The sequence below is a fragment of the Nonomuraea lactucae genome (assembly GCF_003313395.1).
In the GTDB taxonomy this organism is placed as follows: domain Bacteria; phylum Actinomycetota; class Actinomycetes; order Streptosporangiales; family Streptosporangiaceae; genus Nonomuraea; species Nonomuraea lactucae.
In genome coordinates, this window is the sequence record NZ_QNFZ01000781.1 from 1 (window position 1) to 4821 (window position 4821).

Consider the following 4821-nt stretch of genomic DNA (forward strand, 5'->3'; position numbering starts at 1 on the left):
CCGCGGCGGCCCGCGCGACCACCGCGACGGCCGAGGGCACGACCGTGCGGCTGCGCGCGGCCAACGCCCCGGCGGCCCTGCCCGACTACCTGCGCGCGCTGGAGGAGAACGGCATCAAGGTCACCAGCGCCGAGACCACCCGACCGACCCTCGACGACGTCTTCCTCACTCTCACCGGGAGAAGCCTCACCGATGACGACCTTCCTTCGTGACACCGCCACCGTCTTCACCCGCGAGTTCACGCCCTCTCTCCGCGAGCCCGTCGGCCTGCTGTTCGAGATGGGGCAGCCGCTGATGTTCCTGTTCCTGTTCGGCTCGCTGCTGGACGGGGCGGTCGGGTCGTCCTGGCAGTGGTTCGTGCCGGGCATCCTGGTCATGATGTGCCTGTCCGGGCCGATGGCGGCGGGCTACACACTGCTGATCGAGCTGATCGGCGGCTCGATGGAGCGGCTCATGGTCACGCCGCTCAACCGCACGGCCATGCTGGTCGGCCGGGCCATGAAGGAGATGGCGATCCTGCTCTGCCAGTCCGTGCTGATCATCGTGCTGGCCCTGCCACTCGGCTTCCGGCCGCACCCGGCCGGCGTGCCGGCGGGGCTCGGCCTGCTGGTCCTGTTCGGGATCGGCCTGGGGGCGCTGTCGTTCGTGCTGGCGTTCAGGTCGGCGCCGAGCGGCACGTTGTTCTACGTCGTGACGCAGACCCTGCTGTTCCCGCTGCTCCTGCTGTCGGGGGTGTTCCTGCCGATCGACTCCGGGCCTGGCTGGCTGCGGGCGATCGGGCAGTTCAACCCGATCTCGTACGTCGTGGAGGCCCAGCGCGCCCTGTTCTCCGGCCACCTCGCCGACCTCTCGGTCCTGTACGGCACCGCCGCCGCGGCCCTGATCGCCGCGATCGGCCTGCTCCTGGGCAACCGGGCGATGCGCAAGGGCGTGTGAGCCCACACAACGTGAGCCCACACAACGTGAGCCCGGACAAGGGGCATCAGGGGCTGACCGCCAGGAACAGGTACGCGGCGAAGAGCACCAGGTGGACCCCGCTCTGCAGCAGCGTGGCCCGCCCCGGCACGACGGTCAGCGTGGACACCGCGATCGTCAGCCCCAGCAGCACCACGTGCGTGCCGCCCAGGCCGAGCAGCAGCGGCCCCTCCAGCCAGATCGACGCCACCGCGATGGCCGGGATCGTCAGCCCGATGCTGGCCATCGCGGAGCCCAGCGCCAGGTTGAGGCTCACCTGGATGTGGTCGCGCCCGGCGGCCCGGACGGCCGCCAGGGTCTCCGGCAGCAGCACCAGCAGCGCGATCACCACGCCGACCACGGCCTGGGGCAGCCCGGCCACCGTCACCGCCGTCTCGATCACCGGCGACTCCACCTTGGCCAGTCCGACCACCGACACGAGCCCCACCAGGAGCATGGCGAGGCTGGCCAGCGCGTTGCGCCCGGTGGGCCGGCGGGCGTGCCCCTCCTCGCCGGCCGGCTCGCCGCCCGTGGTGACCGGCAGGAAGTAGTCGCGGTGCCGTACGGTCTGGGTGAGCACGAACAGCCCGTACAGCGCGAGCGACACCACCGCCGCGAACACGAGCTGCGGCCCCGAGAAGGCGGGCCCGCGCGCGCTGGTCGTGAACGTCGGCAGGACGAGGCTGAGCGTGCTCAGCGTGGCCACCGTCGCCAGGGCGCCCCCCGTCCCCTCGGCGTTGAACACCGCGATCCGCCGCCGCAGCGTGCCGGTGAGCAGCGAGAGCCCGACGATGCCGTTACAGGTGATCATCACGGCCGCGAACACGGTGTCGCGCGCCAGCGATGCCGTCTGCTCGCCTCCGGAGATCATCAGGCTGACGATGAGCGCCACCTCGATCACGGTGACCGCCACCGCCAGCACCAGCGATCCGAACGGCTCGCCGACCCGGTGCGCGATCACCTCGGCGTGGTGGACCGCGGCCAGCACGGCTCCGGCCAGCAGCACCGCCAGGACGATCACCACGAAGGTGGGCAGCTGCCGCCCCCATGACAGCACGAGCGCCGGCAGGGCCAGTCCGGGTATGGCAACGGCCCACCACTTCGCGATGTAACGGCTCATGTGCAGCGTGATGCCCTCTCGCTCGCAGAAACCAACGGGGATCACACTGATCATGCCTGTTTGTACGGAATGCCGCCCATTCCGAAGGGCCTCAGGGGGGCGGCTCGGGAAGGGCCAGGAGCGCGGCGACCGTGTCCCAGTCCGCGACCTCCACCCGCCGGGCCATGAGGCGCAGCCGCGTCGAGATGGACCCGTGGGCTTCCAGCAGCGCTCCCAGCCCCTCGACGACCTGGGCCGACACGGCCTCGTACCCCGCGCCGCCGCCCTCCCCCCTCGCGAAGGCGCTCCCGGCCTTGCCACCGCCCCAGAAGTCACCGATGGCGGCCAGCTCCGCGGCGGCCTGGCCGACGAGGGTGGCGAGCTCGCCCCTCTCGACGTCGTAGGCGTCCGCGGCGTCCCTCAGGTGGTGCGCGTGGACCTCCATCGGCGGCTGCGCGGCGGCGCCCGGCCGCGGCTCGGGCGGTTCGGTGGGATCCGGGGTAACGGTCATGGGTCCTCGAATGTTCTCGGAGGGACGTCTCAGCCCGCGGGTTTGTGGGCCATGGTGAAGTAGAGCAGCATCCGGCCCAGCGTCTCCTTCCACGTGGGAACGAGGTCCTCGCCGCTCTGCCCGTTCAGGGCGTCGTACGTGGGGCCGTAGCCGACGGACCCCCCGGCCATGCGGCCCGCGAAATATCGCAGGTCGGCGTTCTTGGTGAGCGCCCGGGCGGCCGGCATGGCCGCGTCGAACGCCCCGTAGAACGCGACCGAGGCGGCGAACTCCTTCAGCGCCTGCCTCGCGTTGTCGCCGAGCGAGCCCGGGTCGTCCCCGCGCAGCGCGCGCACGCCCGCCACGACCGCCACGTCTCCGGCGGCGAAGAACGCGCTGCCGATCGTGTACTCGGTCAGCTTGCTCAGCACGATCTTCGCGATGGCGTGTTCGAGCAGCTTGGAGAGCAGCTTCGCCTCGGCCCGCCGGATGAGGAACTGCGTCAGCTGGTAGGCCGCCCCAGCCTGCCACGGGAAGGTGGTGATGAAGACGAAGCTGGCGAAGTTCGCCAGGGCGGCCGTCCAGTAGGCGTGCTGCGCCTTCTCGACGACCTCGGCGTACTCGTCGCACGCCGCGCCGGCGCGGCGGCAGGCGCGGGCGAGGTGGGCGGGCAGGCCCAGCTCGGGCGGCGGCGGGTAGAGCCCCGTCGTCACCGCCTTCTTGAAGCCGTCCACGCCGGGGCCGCCGTTCCGCTTCCAGACGGCCTCCGCGGCCGGGTAGGTGTTGTGCGGGCTCTTCTCGAGGCGGTCGGCGAGCCGCGCCCAGACGTCGCGGGCCTGGCGGGCGCGCGCAGGATCACCGTCCGGGTACTCGACGGCGAGCATCTTGAAGACGAAGGCCGCGATGCCCAGCGTGCCGGCCCCGTAGATGGAGGCGCGGGCGGGGTTGACGCTCAAGGGGAGCCCTGGAACGGCGGGAGCGGATCCAGCGGGGTGCCGGCGACGAACGGCCCGACCAGATCCCGCGCCTTCCGCTCGGCGTCGCCGGCGGCTTCGCGCGCGGCGAGGAGAACGGCCTCGGCCAGGTCGGCGGAGCCGAGCCGCATGGCGCGCGGGTCGATCGTGAGTCCGGCGAGCGTCCCCGTCAGCGTCACCTCGGCCACGACGCGCCCCTCCACGGCCTCGCCGCGCCCGCGCAGGCCGGCGATCTGCTCCTGGAGCTGGTCGAGCGCCGTGACCTCACCCTTGAACTCGTCGAGCAGCCGATCGAGCTCCTCGTCCCCGCTGCCGTACAGGGCGTCCACAGACAATGCCATGATCGTCAAACTAACATAACCCACCGGAAAACAGGAGAAATCTCCCTGGCCTATGCCCCTGGCTCGCCGGGACGTAACCCGCCGTGGACCAGCCCCTGCGAGATGACCCGCGCCAGGAGCTCCCCTGTCTCGGCGACCCCCCTGAGCGTGTCCTCGAACTCGGCCAGCTCCCTGAACGCCTGCCCGTACCGGCGCTGCTCGGCCAGTGGCAGCCGGGGAAGCCGCGTGCGCCTGATCTCGCCCCGGGAGTTGCCGGTCTCGCGCAGGAAGGCCGCGACGAAGTAGGGGTCGAAGCTCTCCTCGTCCACCCTGATCAGGTGCAGGTGCGGGCCGAGCGCCACCCTCTCGATCAGCACCCGGGTGGCCGCCTGCCGGGGCGCCACCGTCATCACGATGTCTCCCGGAGCCGCGATGGGGCCGCTGCCCCGCACGGTGGGCCGCCGGCCGAGGGTGACGTCGTTGACGGTCAGCAGCGGCAGCTCATCGTCGCCCGGATCGGCCTGCGACGGTGTCTGCTGCAGCAGCACCGCCCCGGCCCTGGTCAGCTCCCCGATGGTCGTCATGACCCGCGTGCGCTCCTCCGGCCGTACCTGGGGGACGCTCCGCGCCAGCCGTACGGCGAGCTCCCTCAAGCGGTCCAGCGTCGCGTCCACCGACTCGACCCGCGCGGTCGCGGGCCGCCGCAGGTGGACGGCGGGCGAGACGTCGACCACCTCGTCGAGCAGTTCGATGATCGGTACGGCCCGCCCGCCCCCGTCCTCCACCGGCGTCCGGCGCCGGAAGGCCCGCCAGAGCCCCTGTACGGTCCCGCCCGGCATCCCCTCGGTGGCGTCCACCACCAGCAGGTGGGCCGGGACCAGGTCATCGGCGGCCGGCCGGCGCAGCAGCCACAGATGGGCGGCGCCGGTCGACTGCGGCGCCGACCCGGCGGGCAGCGCGATCACGGCCTGGAGCGCGCCGGCC

General features: G+C 72.3%; 7 protein-coding genes. 2 read left to right on the top strand and 5 right to left on the bottom strand.

From position 1 onward, the window contains the following. Together DQW85_RS27415 and DQW85_RS27420 are read left to right on the top strand one after the other, a co-directional pair. Positions 1-212: ATP-binding protein DrrA1-3 family domain-containing protein (locus DQW85_RS27415; RefSeq protein WP_113702797.1), on the top strand; the 212-nt coding region annotated here is incomplete at its 5' end. Further along, positions 193-936, top strand: a complete 744-nt coding sequence (locus DQW85_RS27420) for an ABC transporter permease (RefSeq protein WP_113702798.1) — start codon at positions 193-195, stop codon at positions 934-936. The genes DQW85_RS27415 and DQW85_RS27420, both read left to right, overlap by 20 nt. Before the next feature lie 46 nt (positions 937-982). Here DQW85_RS27420 and DQW85_RS27425 read toward each other — a convergent pair whose 3' ends face one another. From DQW85_RS27425 to DQW85_RS27445, 5 genes are all read right to left on the bottom strand, one after another. Further along, on the bottom strand, positions 983-2074 hold the full coding sequence (locus tag DQW85_RS27425) for a calcium:cation antiporter (protein ID WP_113702803.1): 1092 nt from the start codon (positions 2072-2074) through the stop codon (positions 983-985). Between the two features lie 91 nt (positions 2075-2165). Next, positions 2166-2564, bottom strand: coding sequence for a hypothetical protein (locus DQW85_RS27430; protein WP_113702799.1), 399 nt, complete (start codon positions 2562-2564; stop codon positions 2166-2168). Between the two features lie 29 nt (positions 2565-2593). Continuing rightward, positions 2594-3499 carry a WXG100-like domain-containing protein gene (locus tag DQW85_RS27435; protein ID WP_113702800.1) on the bottom strand — a complete coding sequence of 302 codons (906 nt, stop codon included), beginning with the start codon at positions 3497-3499 and terminating at the stop codon, positions 2594-2596. Next, complete coding sequence (locus DQW85_RS27440) at positions 3496-3858, bottom strand: YbaB/EbfC family nucleoid-associated protein (RefSeq protein WP_162795424.1); 363 nt, start codon at positions 3856-3858, stop codon at positions 3496-3498. The genes DQW85_RS27435 and DQW85_RS27440 overlap by 4 nt, the downstream gene beginning before the upstream one ends. Positions 3859-3908: 50 nt before the next feature. Beyond that, positions 3909-4821: restriction endonuclease subunit S domain-containing protein (locus DQW85_RS27445; RefSeq protein ID WP_476703619.1), on the bottom strand; the 913-nt coding region annotated here is incomplete at its 5' end.